General features: G+C 70.4%; 12 protein-coding genes. 11 read left to right on the plus strand and 1 reads right to left on the minus strand.

What is annotated here, in order from left to right; genetic code table 11:
• The first annotated feature begins 126 nt into the window (after positions 1 to 126).
• The 5 genes from AXK60_RS19960 to AXK60_RS19980 all read left to right on the plus strand — a co-directional run bounded on the left by AXK60_RS19960 (position 127) and on the right by AXK60_RS19980 (position 8,083).
• Positions 127 to 915: an ABC transporter ATP-binding protein gene (locus AXK60_RS19960; protein WP_068573801.1), complete on the plus strand. Its 789-nt coding sequence runs from the start codon at positions 127 to 129 to the stop codon at positions 913 to 915.
• Positions 915 to 3,488 carry an ABC transporter permease gene (locus AXK60_RS19965; RefSeq protein ID WP_068573803.1) on the plus strand — a complete coding sequence of 858 codons (2,574 nt, stop codon included), beginning with the start codon at positions 915 to 917 and terminating at the stop codon, positions 3,486 to 3,488. The genes AXK60_RS19960 and AXK60_RS19965 overlap by 1 nt, the downstream gene beginning before the upstream one ends.
• Positions 3,489 to 3,566: 78 nt before the next feature.
• Positions 3,567 to 4,604 carry an NAD(P)/FAD-dependent oxidoreductase gene (locus AXK60_RS19970; protein WP_068573805.1) on the plus strand — a complete coding sequence of 346 codons (1,038 nt, stop codon included), beginning with the start codon at positions 3,567 to 3,569 and terminating at the stop codon, positions 4,602 to 4,604.
• Entirely contained in the window at positions 4,601 to 5,506 is a 906-nt protein-coding gene (locus AXK60_RS19975) for an RNA polymerase sigma-70 factor (RefSeq protein ID WP_068575252.1), read from the plus strand. The genes AXK60_RS19970 and AXK60_RS19975 overlap by 4 nt, the downstream gene beginning before the upstream one ends.
• 387 nt (positions 5,507 to 5,893) lie before the next feature.
• Positions 5,894 to 8,083: a magnesium transporter MgtE N-terminal domain-containing protein gene (locus AXK60_RS19980; protein ID WP_082778145.1), complete on the plus strand. Its 2,190-nt coding sequence runs from the start codon at positions 5,894 to 5,896 to the stop codon at positions 8,081 to 8,083.
• An 83-nt stretch (positions 8,084 to 8,166) separates the two neighbouring features.
• On the opposite strand, the gene AXK60_RS19985 is transcribed toward AXK60_RS19980, so the two are convergent.
• Positions 8,167 to 8,931 (minus strand): class I SAM-dependent methyltransferase, encoded by a 765-nt coding sequence (locus AXK60_RS19985; RefSeq protein ID WP_068573808.1) that lies wholly within the window; start codon positions 8,929 to 8,931, stop codon positions 8,167 to 8,169.
• A 25-nt stretch (positions 8,932 to 8,956) separates the two neighbouring features.
• On the opposite strand from AXK60_RS19985, the gene AXK60_RS19990 reads away from it, so the two are divergent.
• The 6 genes from AXK60_RS19990 to AXK60_RS20015 all read left to right on the plus strand — a co-directional run bounded on the left by AXK60_RS19990 (position 8,957) and on the right by AXK60_RS20015 (position 15,901).
• A complete protein-coding gene (locus tag AXK60_RS19990) occupies positions 8,957 to 10,099 on the plus strand; it encodes a glycosyltransferase family 4 protein (RefSeq protein WP_068573810.1) in 1,143 nt (380 codons plus the stop codon).
• Positions 10,100 to 10,670: 571 nt separating this feature from the next.
• Positions 10,671 to 12,347, plus strand: coding sequence for an NAD(P)/FAD-dependent oxidoreductase (locus tag AXK60_RS19995; protein WP_068573812.1), 1,677 nt, complete (start codon positions 10,671 to 10,673; stop codon positions 12,345 to 12,347).
• Positions 12,344 to 13,855 carry an ATP-binding protein gene (locus tag AXK60_RS20000; RefSeq protein WP_082778146.1) on the plus strand — a complete coding sequence of 504 codons (1,512 nt, stop codon included), beginning with the start codon at positions 12,344 to 12,346 and terminating at the stop codon, positions 13,853 to 13,855. The genes AXK60_RS19995 and AXK60_RS20000 overlap by 4 nt, the downstream gene beginning before the upstream one ends.
• Positions 13,852 to 14,193, plus strand: coding sequence for a UBP-type zinc finger domain-containing protein (locus AXK60_RS20005; RefSeq protein ID WP_068573814.1), 342 nt, complete (start codon positions 13,852 to 13,854; stop codon positions 14,191 to 14,193). Before AXK60_RS20000 ends, AXK60_RS20005 begins: the two co-directional genes overlap by 4 nt.
• The gene (locus tag AXK60_RS20010) at positions 14,193 to 15,278 is read left to right on the plus strand and encodes an S-(hydroxymethyl)mycothiol dehydrogenase (protein WP_068573816.1); all 1,086 of its coding nucleotides are present in this window, start codon (positions 14,193 to 14,195) and stop codon (positions 15,276 to 15,278) included. The genes AXK60_RS20005 and AXK60_RS20010 overlap by 1 nt, the downstream gene beginning before the upstream one ends.
• On the plus strand, positions 15,275 to 15,901 hold the full coding sequence (locus AXK60_RS20015) for an MBL fold metallo-hydrolase (RefSeq protein WP_068573818.1): 627 nt from the start codon (positions 15,275 to 15,277) through the stop codon (positions 15,899 to 15,901). Before AXK60_RS20010 ends, AXK60_RS20015 begins: the two co-directional genes overlap by 4 nt.
• Positions 15,902 to 15,906: the final 5 nt, after the last annotated feature.

Here is a 15,906-nt window from a genome sequence, read left to right on the forward strand (position 1 = left end):
GGCGCCCGGTGGCGCCCGAGGCCACGGTAGGGGGATCACAGGACGGATTCCGTCCGCAATCGGACGGATGGATCCAGGGGTTCTTCCCGATGTCACAGGTGACACATTTCTGGCATTCTCGTCTGTATGACACAGATTCCCGGTGCCCAGGAGATCCCGACGGCGAACATCCCCGTCACCGGGGTCGCGGCGCGGGCCGCGAATCTCACCAAGGTGTACGGCGAGGGCGACAACGTGGTGCACGCCCTCGCCGGCGTCACCGTCGACTTCCTGGCCGGAGAGTTCACCGCGATCATGGGGCCCTCGGGCTCCGGCAAGTCCACGCTCATGCACTGCCTCGCGGGCCTGGACGCGGCGACCGGCGGATCGGTGCTGGTGGGCGGCACCGAGCTCACGTCGCTGAACGACAAGCAGATCACCCAGCTGCGTCGCGACCGGATCGGCTTCGTCTTCCAGGCGTTCAACCTGGTGCCCACGCTCACGGCGATCGAGAACATCACGCTGCCGCTGGACATCGCGGGCCGCAAGCCGGACCAGCAGTGGCTGGACACCGTCGTCGATCGGCTGGGCCTGCGTCCGCGGCTGGGGCACCGCCCCACCGAGCTGTCCGGCGGGCAGCAGCAGCGCGTCGCCTGCGCCCGCGCTCTGGTGGGCCGGCCGGAGATCATCTTCGGCGACGAGCCCACGGGCAACCTCGACTCGCGCTCCGGCGCCGAGGTGCTCTCGATCCTGCGCGCCGCGGTGAACGACTTCGGCCAGACCGTGGTGATCGTGACCCACGACCCGCGCGCCGCGGCCTACGCGGACCGGGTGGTCTTCCTCGCCGACGGCCGGATCGTCGATGAGGTGCGTCGTCCGACGGCGGAACGCGTGGCGGAGAAGCTGATCCACCTCGACGAGCTCGTCGCCCGCTGATGGCGAATCCGATGCGGCGCGTCGCGCTGCGGAACCTCATGGCGAACAAGGGGCGCCTGGTCCTGACGGTGCTCTCCGTGCTGCTCGGCACGTCGTTCATCGCCGGGTCGATGGTGTTCACGGGCACGCTGTCGAAGGCCTTCGACGGGATCTCCGACAAGATCGCCGTCGGCGTCGATGCGCGCGTGTCGCCGAAGAACGCCCAGGGACAGGGCGGGTTCGGACCCGCCGGGCCGGGCGTGCCGCTGTCGGTCGTCGACCAGATCAAGGCGGTCCCCGGTGTGCGTGTGGTGGTCCCGGCGATCACCGGCACCATCGCCCTGCGCGACGGCAAGGGTGAGGTCGTCTCGCCCACCGGCGCCCCGCAGGTCGGCGGCGCCTACCTGCCGCCCGGCGAGAACCTCGACCCGGACGGCCTGAAGCTCACCTCGGGCAGGGCACCGTCGGGCCCGAACGAGATGGTGCTCAACGAGTCCGCCTCCGAGCGGCTCGACCTGCCGGTGGGCGCGAAGACCACGGTGGTCGCCCCGCACTCGCCCGGCCCGATCGACGTGACGATCGTCGGGGTGTACACGATCTCCACCGACTCCGGCGGCTACCTCGGGGCGCTGTTCGCGAAGGACGAGGCGCAGAAGCTGTTCGGCGACGGCGCCACCGCCCCGTACATCGAGGTCGGCGCCGCGTCCGGGACGACGCCCGAGCAGCTGCGCGACGCGCTCGCCCAGCGCCTACCCGACCTGAACGTGCAGACCGGCGCGGAGGTGCGGCAGCAGTTCGAGGACACGATCAACCAGGGGCTCAGCTTCCTCAACTACTTCCTCGTCGCGTTCGGTCTGATCGGCCTGCTCGTCGGCGTCTTCATCATCTACAACACCTTCTCGATGCTGGTCGCGCAGCGCCTCAAGGAACTGGCGCTGCTCCGCGCGATCGGCGCCGGCCGCAGCCAGGTGCGCAACTCCGTGGTGCTCGAGGCGCTCGTCGTCGGCATCGTCGGCAGCGCTCTCGGCCTGGCCGTGGGTATCGGCCTCGCGCTGCTGCTGCGGGCCGGCGTGACGGCTGCGGGCGCGGGCTTCCCCGACGGCGGTCTCGCCGTCAGCCCCGCGGTGGTGATCACGGTGATGGTCGTCGGCACCGTCGTGACGGTGGTCTCCGCCCTGATCCCCGCGGTGCGCGCCTCCCGCGTGCCGCCCGTCGCCGCCATGCGTGCGCAGGACGGCGGCTCCGCGCAATCGGTCATGGTGCGCGGCGCGATCGGCGCGGCACTGCTGCTCTGCTCGATGGCGCTGTTGTTCGTCGCGACCACCGAGGTGGGCGCGGGCGCCGCGATCGTCGTCGGCATCGCCGGCTTCGGCCTGATCCTCGCCGTGGTCATCGGCGGCCCCGCGTTGGTCGCACCGCTGCTCGGCGGCATCGGCAAGGTGATCGCCGCGCCCTTCGGCCCGGCGGGACGACTCGGCCGCACCAACGTGATGCGGAACCCGCAGCGCACCACGGCGACGGCCTTCGCGCTGGTGATCGGCGTCGCGCTGGTCGGCGTCATCGGCACGCTCGGCGCGTCGATGCAGAAGTCGATCGACGCGCAGGTGGACCAGGGCATCCGCTCAGACCTCGTGCTGCAGGCGCCGCAGCTGGGCATGCCGCCCGCCGCGCTGTCCGCGATCAAGGACGTTCCGGGGATCGGCGAGAAGACGGTGCTGTACGGGGTGCCGGTGCGGATCGGGGGCGATCGGGAGAGCACCCTCGCGGTCGACGGTGCCGTGACCTCCGTCTTCAACCTGACCCGCGTGTCGGGCGACATGACGCTCAAGGCGGGCGGGATCCTCGTCGACGACAAGACGGCCCGCGAGCGGGGCTGGGAGGTCGGCGCGAAGGTCGAGCCGATGTCCGCGGTCGGCGGCGCGAAGACCACCCTCACCGTCACCGGGATCTACGAGGCGAAGGGCGGCATGCTGTCCGGTCCCGTGATCACCGCGGCGGACATGAACACGCTGTACCCGCCCGCGAGTGGGGCCACGGCGCCGATCGTCACCCCGCAGTCGGTGTTCGTCAACGCCGCCGACGGTACGTCCGTGAGCGACCTCAAGGAGCGGTTGCGGGAGGCGGTCAAGCCGCTGCTGGTGGTCAACGTCGACGACCAGCAGGACCTCAAGGATCAAGCGGGGCAGGCGATCACGGCGTTGATGGGCGTGCTGTACGGGCTTCTCGGGCTGGCCGTGGTGATCGCGATCCTGGGTATCGTCAACACGCTCGCGCTGTCCGTGGTGGAGCGGCGCCGGGAGATCGGCATGCTCCGCGCGATCGGTCTGATCCGTGCACAGGTGCGCCGGTCGATCTATCTCGAGTCGATGCTGATCGCGATCTTCGGCGCGGCCCTCGGGCTGGTGCTCGGGGTGCTGCTGGGCGTCTCGCTCGTGCACGCCCTCCGCGACCAGGGGCTCGGCTCGGTCGTGGTGCCGTGGTCGACGGTGATCGTGATGCTCGTGGCGTCGGCGTTCGTCGGCGTCGGTGCCGCGATCCTGCCCGCCATCCGCGCGGCCCGCACCCCGCCGCTCGCGGCCATCGCCGAGGGCTGATCCGGGAGCGCTGTCACAGATCCCGGGCGGCCGGTGTCCCATATGCGGAAGATGAGTTCATCGCATGAGGAGGCAATCATGAAGGTCGTCGTGATCGGCGCGGGCTACGCGGGCACCATCGCCGCCAACCGGCTGACCAGGAAGTCGGATGTCGATGTGACAGTGGTCAACCCACGCGCCGACTTCGTCGATCGGGTGCGGCTGCACGAGCACGTCGCAGGCAGCGGGACGGCCCTCACGCCGCTCGCCGAGATGCTCGATCCACGCATTCGGCTGATCGTGGGATCGGTCGACACGATCGGAGACGGCACCGTCGTTCTGGCCGACGGAACGTCGCTGCCCTTCGACCGCCTCGTCTACGCCGCGGGCGGGGCGCCGACGGCACCGTCGGGCACGTACGCCGTGGGCGCGCTCGAGACCGCGGAACAGGCGCGCTCGGCTCTCGCCGCGTTGCCCGACGGTGCCGCCGTCACCGTCGTGGGCGGTGGCCTGACCGGGATCGAGACCGCGGCCGAGGTCGCCGAATCCCGGCCCGGCCTGCGGGTCCGGCTGCTCAGTGAGGGCGAGGTCGGGGCGTCGCTCGGTCCCGGCGCGCGGGCCCGCGTCCGGCGCGAGCTGGACCGGCTGGGCGTCGTGATCGAACGGGGCAGGTTCGACGGTGCCGTCGACGGCCTCGTGCTGTGGGCGATCGCGACGCAGGTCAGCGACCTGGCGGCGCGTAGCGGGGTCGCCGTGGACGACGCCGGCAGGGTGCTCGTCGACGAGTTCCTGCGCAGCGTCTCGGATCCACGGATCGTCGCGGTCGGCGACGGCGCCGCGGTTCCCGGGCAGCGGCTCAGCTGTCAGACGGCGCTGCCCCAGGGCGCGCACGGTGCGGACAACCTGGCGCGTGAGCTCGCCGGGAAGTCCGCCCGGCGGTACTCGATGGGATACACCGGCCAGAACGTCTCGATCGGCCGGAAGCGTGCGGTGATCCAGGCGGCCCGGCGCGACGACACCCCCACGCGCATCCACTTCGGCGGCGCCGCTGCCGCCGTCGTCAAGGAGCAGGTCTGCCGGATGGCGCGCGGCGCCGCGCACACCGCTCGCTACGCGTGGCTGCCGGCGCCGCGATGACCGGTGAGACCACCGACGGGGGCGACGCGTCCGCCGCGGATCTGTTCGCCGAGCACCGACCGCTGTTGTTCTCGGTGGCGTACGAGATCCTCGGCAGTGTCGCCGATTCGGAGGACGTGCTGCAGGAGAGCTATCTGCGGTGGCGGGAGGTCGACATCGCGGGTATCGAGAATCCGCGGGCCTACCTGGCGCGGATCGTGACGCGGCAGGCGCTCAACGCGTTGCGTGCCGCGTCGCGGCGGCGTGAGGAGTACGTCGGGCCGTGGCTGCCGGAGCCCCTGGAGGCACCGTCGGGCGACGGGCCCGCGGAGCACGTGCTGACGGGGGAGGCGGTGACCACGGCCATGCTGCTCGTGCTCGAATCGCTCACGCCCGTCGAGCGCGCGGTGTTCGTGCTGCGGGAGGTGTTCGACTTCGGCTATCCGGAGATCGCCGCGGCGGTGGACCGGTCGGAGGCGGCGGCGCGCCAGATCGCGCACCGCGCCCGCGGGCACGTGCAGGCGCGGCGCCCGCGTGCGGTGGCGGAACCGGCGCTCGCGCAGGGCGTCGCGGAGCGCTTCCTCGTCGCGGCGGCGACCGGTGACGTCCAGGGGCTCATGGACGTGCTCGCGCCGGAGGTGGTCTTCCTCGGCGACGGCGGCGGCGTGGTGTCGGCGGCGCGCCGGCCGGTGCACGGTGCGGATCGAGTCGCGCGGCTCGTGACCGGGCTGCTCCGCAAGGGCACGACGATGGGCGAGATGGGCATGCGGTTCGGGGTCTTCAACGGCATGCCGGCGATCGTCGTGGCGTTCGACGGGGCGGTCGACCTCGTCCTCTGCGTGGAGGTCGTCGGCGACACCGTGACGGGCGTCTACATCATCCGCAACCCTGAGAAGCTGGGCGAAATTCGCCTTCCTGGGTGAAAACGAGCGAACCCTCCTCCTTCTGCAGCAAGTGGTACAGGTCACATCGTTCACTTGTTCAGATGACACGGATACAGCGCCTGTTGTGGCCTGGGGAGATCGGTCGCATGCCGGGAAACGGTGTTAATCGGACTGACGCGCCGCTCTCTTTATGTGGTGTGACCTGCGCATTTAGTCGGCCAACCGGCTCTGTCACGGTTCGGTCTCGGTTGAATCTCAAAACGAAGTAACTACCCATCGGTAGCTAGTTCCTGTGGCTAGCCTTCGCGGTGGCTGAAGACAACGTAAGTTCCATTGTCGATGGGCGATCGCTCCTCAGCCACGCCGCGGCGCCCCACCCTCAAGGCGTGCGGCCGTTACGACTGAGACCTCCCCAGGAGAAGAACCATGCGTGAAGCAGCCCTGCGCGACAGCGCCCTCATGCGCCCCGGCGCGACATTCAGCTGGAGCCGGACGGGGGTGGTGACCAAAGCGATGGCGGCCACCGTGCTCGCCGGTTCAGTGGCACTGACCACCCTCCCCGCCGGGAGCCTGACCCTGCCGCACGCGGTGAGCCCGGCGCAGGTGCTCGCCGTGCCCGCCGCCGCAGCGCCGCTGCGCGTGGACATCGAGACGGTCGGCCTGATCGATCTCCTGCCCGACGCGCTCCTCGTCTCCGAGCTGTCGTCCGCGGACCCGAACAAGCTGGCGCGCGTGCTCGCGCAGGTGCCGCCCGACAAGGTCGCCGCCATCATGGAGCGGATCCCGGCGGACAAGACGGCGCGGATCCTCGAGGCGATGCCGTCGTCCGCCGTCGTGGCGATCATGAACAACCTCAACGAGGCGAAGCTCACCGAGATCGTCAACGGCCTTCCGCAGGGCAAGCTCAACACCATCGTCTCGGGGCTGTCGCAGGACAAGCTCAACGCCGTGGTGAAGAGCATCCCGCAGGACAAACTCATCAACGTCGTCAAGAGCCTCGATGACGCCACGCTCACGAAGATCGTCGGCGCGCTGCCGACCGATCGCCTCGTCACGATCGTCTCGGGGCTCGATCAGCAGAAGCTCAAGGACCTCGTCGGCGGCATCCCCAACGAGATCCTCGGCCCCGTGGTCGCGAGCCTGCCCGCCGACAAGCTGACCGAGCTCGTCAAGCAGATCCCCGTCGACAAGCTGACGACCGTCGTCAAGGGCCTGCCGACCGACACCATCGCCAAGCTGGTCGAGGGACTTGATCCCGCCGTACTGACCGAGGTCATCGGCAAGGTGGACCCCGCGAAGATCGGCCCCGCGGTGGCCGCGCTGGACACGGAGAAGCTGACCAAGCTCGTCGGCTACATCTCGGACGAGAAGCTCGCCGAGGTCGTCTCCGGCCTCGGTGCCGACCGGCTCGGCAAGATCGTCGACCTCATCCCGCTCGACGTTCTCGGCCCCGTGGTCGCGGGCCTGTCCGCCGATAAGCTCACCAAGCTGGTCGCCGGCATCCCGACCGACAAGCTGATCAAGGTCGTCTCCGGCCTCGACGACAAGACGCTCGGCGAGATCGTCAACGGCATCCCCGTCGAGAAGCTCGGCCCCATCGTCGCGGGCCTGCCCACCGAGAAGCTGATCCAGCTGGTGAGCGCGATCCCGACGGGCAAGCTCAAGGACATCGTCAACGGCCTGCCGGACGAGAAGCTGCTCGGCATCATGGACGGCCAGCTGATCGGTCGCGTCGTATCGCTCGTCATCGCCAGCCTCGGCACGCCGGGCGGCCTGGCGAAGCTGCCCGACCTGCTCACCGGCATCGTCGGCGGCGTGGTCTCCGGTGGCGCGCAGCTGATCCCGACTCTGGTGGCGAACATCCCGTTCGTCGGTCCGCTCATCGCCGGGCCGATCTCGCTCGTGACCAACACCATCGTCTCGCCCGTGGTGAACCTGGGGCTCGGCCTGCTCAAGCCGGTGATCTCGCTCATCACCACGGTGATCTCGCTGCCGGTGTCGCTGGCCTCCTCCGTCATCAACGGCGGCGGGCTGACCGACCTGTTCGGCAACCTGACCAAGGGGTTGGCCGGTCTCGCCGGTACCGATACCGCGAAGTCGCTCGCCGATACCGCGAAGGGCAAGGACGCGCCTGCGGCGCAGGTCGCCTCGCTCCTCGCCGCCCCCGCCGTGGCGGACGCCGCCGCCGGTGCCGCGACCGAGGACGAGGCCGCTGCCGCGAAGGCGAAGGACGCCGATGCTGCTGCCGCCAAGGCTAAGGATGCCGATGCGGCCGCTGCCAAGGCGAAAGACGCCGACGCCGCGAAGGCCGCGGACGGCTACGTCGGCAAGCACCGTGTCGACGAGCCCAAGGTCGAGGACACCGCGAAGACGGATCCGAAGACCGAGGACGCTGCGAAGACGGATCCGAAGACCGAGGATGCCGCGAAGACGGATCCGAAGACCGAGGACGCCGCGAAGACGGATCCGAAGACGGAGGACGCCGCGAAGACGGATCCGAAGACCGAGGATGCCGCGAAGACGGATCCGAAGTCGGACGATGCCACCACGAGCACCGCCGCGGAGTCGACCGACTCCTCGTCGACCGCGTCGACGGACACGGCGGACGCCGCCTGATCCGTTTCTTCACCGGTCCGGCCCCCTCCCGCGCGATCCGCGGTCGGGGGCCGGACCCGTTGCGGCGCACCGTCGAACAGGTGTCAGGGCCTGCGGAACACCAGCACCAGGTTCGAGACGAGCAGTTCGCGCAGGACCGGCACCCGGACCATCCACCACGCCCACGACGGGTGGTACCGCGGGAAGGCGGCCACGAGCTCGGCACCGTCGACGGTGCGGGCCCAGGCGAGGCCGTCTGCGGCGCCGACCTTGAACAGCGATGTGCCGTAGAGGTTCTTGGGCGGGTGCCCGTGCCGACGCGTGTACCTGCGAGCGGCGCGCTGGCCGCCGAGGTAGTGGCTCAGCCCCATCTCGTGGCCGCCGAAGGGCCCGTACCAGACCGTGTAGCTCAGGATCACCATGCCGCCCGGACGGGTCACCCGGAGCATCTCGTCGCCCATCGTCCGCCAATCGCGCACGTGCTCTGCGACGTTCGACGAGAGGCAGACGTCGACGGCACCGTCGGCGATCGGGAGCGCGAGCCCGGAGCCCCGGACGCCCCGCGAGGAGGTGATGCCGGCGGCGTGGGCCTCGGACGGGTCGGGTTCGACGGGGACGTAGACGGCGCCGTGCTCGGCGAACGCGTCCTCGAAGTAGCCGGGGCCGCCGCCCACGTCGAGGACGAGAGCGCCGTCGAGGTCCCCGAACAGGTCGCCGGTCAGGTCGACGGTGTCGCGGGCGAGCGAGCCGTAGAAGCGCGCGGGCTCCGACTGCTCGAACCGGAAGTCCGAGAGCAGCCCGACGGAGCGGCGCAGGGTGGCGCGCCGCCGCAGCCGTGCCGTGGCGTTCTTCCAGGTAGCGGGGTACACGTGACCGGACGGTACCCTAGAACGCGTGCGTGAGGTCCTCCTGCTGTGTTGGCGTGACACCCGCCACCCCCAGGGCGGCGGCAGTGAGCTGTACCTCGAGCGCGTCGGCGAGGAGTTGGCCGCGCGCGGCGTGCGGGTCACGCTCCGGACGGCGATGTACCCGGGGGCGGCGCGGTCCGAGTCGGTGCGCGGCGTGCGCATCTCCCGCGGCGGCGGCCGGTTCACGGTGTACCCGCTGGCGCTGGTGGCGATCGTGGCGGCGCGGTTCGGGCGCGGCCCGCTGCGCGGCATCCGCCCCGACGCGGTGATCGACACCCAGAACGGCATTCCCTTCTTCGCGCGGATCGTGGCCGGCGTGCCCGTGACGGTGCTCGTGCACCACTGCCATCGCGAGCAGTGGCCGGTGGCGGGTCGGCTCGTCGCGCGGGTCGGCTGGTTCATCGAGTCGCGGCTCGCGCCGTGGGTGCATCGCGCGTCGCAGTACCTCACCGTGTCGCTGCCGTCGGCGGAGGAGCTGGCGCTGCTCGGCGTGGGTGCGGATCGGGTCGCCGTGGTGCGCAACGGGATCGACGCTGTCGCGCCCGGTGTCTCTGACCTGCGGGCGCCGTCGCCCCGGATCGTGGTGCTGTCACGGCTGGTGCCGCACAAGCAGATCGAGGACGCCCTCGATGTGCTAGCCCGCCTGCGCCATCGCGTCCCCGACCTGCATCTCGACGTGATCGGTAGCGGCTGGTGGGATTCCGAGCTCTACGAGCACGCCGCGAAGCTCGGCGTGCTGGATCGTGTGACCTTCCATGGCCACGTCACCGAGGAGCGCAAGCACCGGCTGCTGTCGCGGGCCTGGGTGCACGTCATGCCCTCCCGTAAGGAGGGCTGGGGCATCACGGTGATCGAGGCGGCGCAGCACGCGGTCCCCACGGTGGGGTACACGTCGTCGCGCGGGCTCACCGATTCGGTGGTCGACGGTGCCACCGGCCTCCTGGTCCGCGACCTCGCCGGGCTGACGGAGTCGGTGCACCTGCTGCTCAGCGATGCGCTGCTCCGCGAGAAGCTCGGGGCGAAGGCGCAGGAGCGGGCGGGCGAGTTCTCCTGGCCCGCCACCGCCGACGGTGTCGCCCGGGTGCTGTCCGCGTCCATGGCGGGAGAGCGTGTGGGCGGGTTGGTCTGAGGCTCGCGCTCGCTGGATCGGCGGGCTGCCGTCGCGGCGTGGGCGTGCGCAGCTCGGGTGAGTAGACGCGGGCCGGATCAGCCGGCGGTGGTAGTCGATCGCGAAAGCCATGCGTGCGGCGCATGGCTGAATATCTGCAGGTCACGGGCATTTCTGAGGCGGATGCCATGCGTCGCACGCATACCCCTCGGCCGTCGTTGCCGCGTTGACGTCGGATTCTTCGAGCTTTGGTGGAAGACTGCGCCGGCTGATCGGCGTGTCCTCGCCGACACGCACCGAAGATCGGAGGGGATCGGTATCGCGGGGATCGTCGTCGATGGGGTCGTCCCCCCCAATCCGTTCGCTCCCCACCACAACGCCGGGCGTTCTGGTGGGGACCGAACGATTCGGGGGTGTGGCGTTTCGGTGGGGTCGAAACGAATCGGGCGGGGACAGCGGGACAGCGTATCCGCTAGCGTGAATCGATGGTGAAGCAGGACGTGTCGCCCTCGTGGATACGGACCGGACGCGATGTGTTCGCTCACAGCTGCACTCACCGACGCGGAGGCGGCCACCGTCGTAATCTGAAACGGTGACCGAACCCGAGAAACGGCGCCCCGCGATCCTGACCGTCGACGACGATCCCAGCGTGTCCCGCGCCGTGGCCCGTGACCTGCGGCGCAAGTACGGCGGCGACTACCGGATCGTGCGCGCGGAGAGCGGGCAGCAGGCGCTCGACGCGCTGCGCGAGCTCAAGCTGCGCGGCGACGTCGTGGCGGCGATCCTCGCCGACTACCGCATGCCTGGAATGACGGGGCTGGAGTTCCTGGAGTCCGCGATGGACGTCTACCCGGGCGCGCGGCGCCTGCTGCTCACCGCGTACGCGGACACGGGTGCGGCGATCGAGGCCATCAACGTCGTCGACCTGGACCACTACCTGCTCAAGCCGTGGGACCCGCCGGAGGAGAAGCTGTACCCGGTGATCGACGCCGAACTGGAGGCGTGGGCGCGCAGCGACTACCGGCCCGTGCCGGAGACGAAGGTCGTCGGCCACCGGTGGTCCTCGCGTTCCTCCGAGGTGCGGGAGTTCCTCGCGCGCAACCAGATCCCCTACCGGTGGTACACCTCCGAATCGCCGGAGGGGCAGCGGCTGCTGGCCGCCGCGGGCAGCGACGGGCAGGACCTGCCGTTGGTGGCGGCGGCGGACGGGACGGTGCTGACGGCACCGTCGGACAGCGAACTGGCGCAGCACGTGGGACTGTCCACGGCACCGTCGGAGGACTTCTACGACCTCGTCATCGTGGGCGGCGGCCCCGCCGGCCTGGGCGCGGCCGTGTACGGCGCGTCGGAGGGGCTGCGGACGGTGCTCGTCGAGCGGCACTCCACCGGCGGGCAGGCCGGGCAGAGCTCGCGGATCGAGAACTACCTGGGCTTCCCCGACGGGGTGTCCGGCGGGCAGCTCACTGAGCGCGCGCGCCTGCAGGCGGGCAAGTTCGGCGCCGAGGTGATCACCACCTCCGATGTCACCGCGCTGGAGATCGCGGGAGCGGGGCGCACGGTGCGGTTCGCCGACGGGACGTCCGTGGGGGCGCACACCGTCATCCTCGCGACGGGCGTGTCGTACCGGCGGCTCGACGCGCCCGGCCTGGACCGGCTCACGGGCGCCGGCGTCTACTACGGGTCGGCGCTCACAGAGGCCCCCGCGTGCGCCGACCAGCACGTCTTCATCGTCGGCGGGGCGAACTCCGCCGGCCAGGCCGCGGCCTACCTTTCGCGCAACGCCTGCTCGGTGACGCTGCTGGTGCGCGGGGCCTCGCTCGAGGCGTCCATGTCCTACTACCTGATCCAGCAGCTCGCGGCGATCGAGAACGTGCACGTGCGCACCGGCGTCGAGGTGATCGAGGCGCAGGGAGAGGAGCACCTGGAGACTCTGACACTGCGAGATCGCGCAGCCGGCACCGAGGAGACGGTGCCCGCGGACTTCCTGTTCGTGTTCATCGGTGCCGAGCCGCGCACGGACTGGCTCGACGGCATCGTCGAGCGGGACGGCAAGGGCTTCGTCCTGACGGGGCCCGACCTGCGTCCCGAGGACGCCCCGTCGGTCTGGGAACTGGACCGGCCCCCGTTCCATCTCGAATCCAGTGTGCCGGGCGTGTTCGTGGCGGGCGATGTCCGGTCCGAATCCGCCAAGCGCGTCGCCTCAGCGGTGGGCGAGGGCGCGATGGCGGTCATGTTCGTCCACCGCTATCTGGAGGGCATCGACTCATGACCGAGACCAGTGGGAACACACCGGCGGGCCTGACCGCGCGGGTGGGCGGCGCCCCGAGCGATCACCCCTGCCTGGTGGACGAGCTGCGCACGCTGTTCCTCTTCGAGAAGCTCTCCGACGAGCAGCTCGAATGGCTCTGCGAGCGGGGCCGTATCGAGGACTACCCGCAGGGCGTGGTGTACGGCGAGGGAGACACCGCTGAGCTGCTGTTCGTCCTGCTCTCCGGCACGATCGCCCTGAGCCAGACGGTGGGCGGCCTGCCGGTGGAGACGACCCGCACGGACCAGCGCGGCGTGTACGCCGGGGCCTGGGCCAGCTTCCTCGGCGAGAAGATGGGCGGCAAGTACAACGCGTCGATGCGGGCGATCACGCCCGTGCGCTTCTTCGTGCTGCCCTCCGCCGACTTCAACGAGCTGATGCACCAGTGGTTCCCGATGGCGCTGCACCTGCTGGAGGGCGTGTTCTACGGCGGCAAGCGGCAGCAGCAGATGATCGGCGAGCGGGAGCGGCTGCTCGCGCTCGGCTCGCTCTCCGCGGGGCTCACCCACGAGCTGAACAACCCCGCCGGTGCGGCGGTCCGTGCGGCCGACGAGCTGCGGCAACGGATCGCCGGCATGCGGGACAAGTTGGCGCACATCGCGAACGGCACCTGGCGGCACGAGCAGCTGGTCGACCTCGTCGACCTGCAGCGGCAGGCCGTCGAACTGGTGGCGAAGTCCCCGTCGCTCAGCCCGCTCGAGGCCTCGGACCGGGAGGACGAGATCACCGACTGGCTCGAGGACCACGACGTCGCGGACGCCTTCACGCTCGCGCCCGCGTTCGTGGCCGCCGGGGCCGACGAGGACTGGTTCGAGGGCGTGCTCGCCGAGGTGGGGCCCGAGATGCTGCCGGGCGCGCTGAAGTGGCTGTTCTACACGGTGGAGACGGAGCAGCTGCTCAACGAGATCACCGACTCCACGACCCGGATCTCCACGCTGGTCGCCGCCGCGAAGCAGTACTCGCAGATGGATCGTGCGCCCTTCCAGGAGTTGAACCTGCACGAGCTGCTCGACAGCACGCTGGTGATCATGGGCAAGAAACTGGGCAAGGGCATCACCGTGGTCAAGGAGTACGACTGCACGCTGCCGGAGGTCAGCGGGTACGGCGCCGAGCTGAACCAGGTGTGGACCAACCTCATCGACAACGCGATCCAGGCCATGGACGGCAACGGAACCCTGACGATCCGCACCCGGCGGGAGGACGAGTGCGCCGTGGTGGAGATCGGTGACACCGGCTCCGGCATCCCGCGCGACGTGGTGGGACGCATCTTCGAGCCCTTCTTCACCACCAAGGGCATCGGCGAGGGAACCGGTCTGGGACTGGACATCTCATGGCGCATCGTGGTCAACAAGCACCAGGGGAACCTCTCGGTGACGTCCGAGCCGGGCGCCACCGTGTTCACCGTGAAACTGCCCATCGCCGGTCCGCAACGCGCGCCGGCCGACCCCGAGGAGAAGGACGAGTCATGAGCGATCCCATCGATCCGAGCGTTCCGCCCAGCGGCACCGGCTGCGTCGAGTGCGATGCCACCGGCGGCTGGTGGTTCCACTTGCGCCGCTGCGCCCAATGCGGGCACGTCGGGTGTTGCGACTCGTCGCCGTCGCAGCACGGCAGCGCCCACGCCCGCGAGGCAGGGCACCCGATCGTGCAGAGCTTCGAGCCCGGTGAGGACTGGTTCTGGGACTACGCCACGCAGGGCTACTACGACGGTCCGCGGTTGGCCGATCCGCAGGCCCATCCCGCGTCCCAGCCCGTACCCGGGCCCGAGGGTCGCGTCCCGGACGACTGGATGGATAAGGTGCACTGATGCCGCAGACCGTCAGAGGAATCATCGCCCGCACCCAGGGGAAGCCCGTTGAGCTCGTCCCGATCGTGATTCCGGACCCGGGGCCCGGCGAGGTGGTGGTCGCGATCCAGGCATGCGGCGTCTGCCACACCGACCTGCACTACCGCGAGGGCGGCATCAACGACGAGTTCCCCTTCCTGCTGGGGCACGAGGCGGCGGGTGTCGTCGAAACCGTCGGTGCGGGTGTCGATCACGTCGCGCCCGGCGATTTCGTGGTCCTCAACTGGCGGGCCGTGTGCGGGCAGTGCCGCGCCTGCAAGCGCGGGAAACCGCAGTACTGCTTCGACACCTTCAACGCCACGCAGAAGATGACCCTCGAGGACGGCACCGAGCTCTCGCCGGCCCTCGGTATCGGCGCGTTCGCGGACAAGACGCTCGTGCATCAGGGACAGTGCACCAAGGTCGATCCCGAGGCCGACCCGGCCGTGGTGGGCCTGCTCGGGTGCGGTGTCATGGCGGGCCTCGGCGCCGCAGTGAACACCGGAGCCGTCTCCCGCGGCGACACCGTGTCCGTGATCGGTTGCGGCGGTGTGGGAGACGCGGCGATCGCGGGTGCCCGGCTGGTGGGGGCGCGCACGATCATCGCCGTCGACCGCGATCCGCGCAAGCTCGAACTGGCCCGCGAGCTCGGCGCCACCCACACTGTGAACGCCGCGGAGGTCGATGCCGTGGAGGCGATCCAGGAACTCACCGACGGCTTCGGCGCCGACGTGGTGATCGATGCCGTGGGCCGCCCCGAGACCTGGAAGCAGGCCTTCTACGCCCGCGACCTGGCGGGCACCGTCGTCCTGGTGGGCGTGCCGACGCCGGACATGACCCTGGACATGCCCCTCATCGACTTCTTCTCGCGCGGTGGGGCGTTGAAGTCGTCGTGGTACGGCGACTGCCTGCCGGAGCGGGACTTCCCGCAGCTGGTGGACCTCTACCGGCAGGGACGTCTCCCGTTGGAGAAGTTCGTCACCGAGCGGATCGCGCTCGACGAGGTGGAGCTGGCCTTCGAGACCATGCACCGCGGCGAGGTGCTGCGCTCGGTGGTGGTGCTGTGACGCTGCGGGTCGAACGGGTCGTCACCTCCGGCACGTTCAGCCTCGACGGCGGGAACTGGGACGTCGACAACAACGTGTGGCTCGTCGGCGACGACAGCGAGGTCGTCGTGATCGACGCCGCGCACTCGGCGGACCCGATCGTGGGCGCCGTCGACGGTCGGACGGTGCGCGGAATCGTCTGCACCCATGGGCACAACGACCACGTGACCGTCGCGCCGGAGCTCTCGGAGCGGCTCGACGCGCCGATCCTGCTGCACCCCGGCGACGACGTGCTGTGGGCCATGACCCACCCGGGCGTCGGCCACCAGGACCTCGCGGACGACACCCGGATCGCTGTGGGCGGCACCGAGATCCAGGTGATCCACGCACCGGGGCATTCGCCCGGATCGGTGTGCCTGTACCTGCCCGAGGCGGGGCGGCTGTTCAGCGGCGACACGCTGTTCGCGGGCGGTCCGGGCGCCACCGGCCGGTCCTTCAGCGACTTCTCGGTGATCATCGAGTCGATCCGCGACCGCCTGTTCGCGTTGCCGCCGGAGACGGTCGTGAACACCGGCCACGGCGACGGCACGACACTGGGTGCGGAATCCCCACAGCTCGAGGAGTGGATCCGCCGCGGGCACTGATCCGT

Origin of the sequence: Tsukamurella pseudospumae, assembly GCF_001575195.1 — a bacterium.
GTDB classification, from domain to species: Bacteria; Actinomycetota; Actinomycetes; order Mycobacteriales; family Mycobacteriaceae; genus Tsukamurella; species Tsukamurella pseudospumae.